This window comes from Staphylococcus sp. HMSC035D11 (genome assembly GCF_001836075.1).
In the GTDB taxonomy this organism is placed as follows: Bacteria; Bacillota; Bacilli; order Staphylococcales; family Staphylococcaceae; genus Staphylococcus; species Staphylococcus hominis.
Genome location: NZ_KV827234.1, coordinates 1 through 1,093 on the forward strand (window position 1 = coordinate 1; position 1,093 = coordinate 1,093).

General features: G+C 48.9%; 1 rRNA gene. It reads right to left on the minus strand.

The window, feature by feature from the left end:
- Positions 1-1,093, minus strand: a 23S ribosomal RNA gene (locus tag HMPREF2647_RS05120); the annotation flags it as partial.

The following is a 1,093-nucleotide window of genomic DNA, read 5'->3' on the forward strand; positions in this document are numbered from 1 at the left end:
CCCCCCATCGATTAAAACGATTATAGGTGGTACAGGAATATCAACCTGTTATCCATCGCCTACGCCTGTCGGCCTCAGCTTAGGACCCGACTAACCCAGAGCGGACGAGCCTTCCTCTGGAAACCTTAGTCAATCGGTGGACGGGATTCTCACCCGTCTTTCGCTACTCACACCGGCATTCTCACTTCTAAGCGCTCCACATGTCCTTGCGATCATGCTTCAACGCCCTTAGAACGCTCTCCTACCATTGTCCAAAGGACAATCCACAGCTTCGGTAATATGTTTAGCCCCGGTACATTTTCGGCGCAGTGTCACTCGACTAGTGAGCTATTACGCACTCTTTAAATGATGGCTGCTTCTAAGCCAACATCCTAGTTGTCTGGGCAACGCCACATCCTTTTCCACTTAACATATATTTTGGGACCTTAGCTGGTGGTCTGGGCTGTTTCCCTTTCGAACACGGACCTTATCACCCATGTTCTGACTCCCAAGTTAAATTAATTGGCATTCGGAGTTTGTCTGAATTCGGTAACCCGAGAGGGGCCCCTCGTCCAAACAGTGCTCTACCTCCAATAATCATCACTTGAGGCTAGCCCTAAAGCTATTTCGGAGAGAACCAGCTATCTCCAAGTTCGATTGGAATTTCTCCGCTACCCACAGTTCATCCGCTCACTTTTCAACGTAAGTCGGTTCGGTCCTCCATTCAGTGTTACCTGAACTTCAACCTGACCATGGGTAGATCACCTGGTTTCGGGTCTACGACCAAATACTATACGCCCTATTCAGACTCGCTTTCGCTACGGCTCCACATTTTCTGCTTAACCTTGCATCAGATCGTAACTCGCCGGTTCATTCTACAAAAGGCACGCCATCACCCATTAACGGGCTCTGACTACTTGTAAGCACACGGTTTCAAGTTCTCTTTCACTCCCCTTCCGGGGTACTTTTCACCTTTCCCTCACGGTACTGGTTCACTATCGGTCACTAGAGAGTATTTAGCCTTAGGAGATGGTCCTCCCAGATTCCGACGGAATTTCACGTGCTCCGTCGTACTCAGGATCCACTCAAGAGAGAATATATTTTCAACTACAGG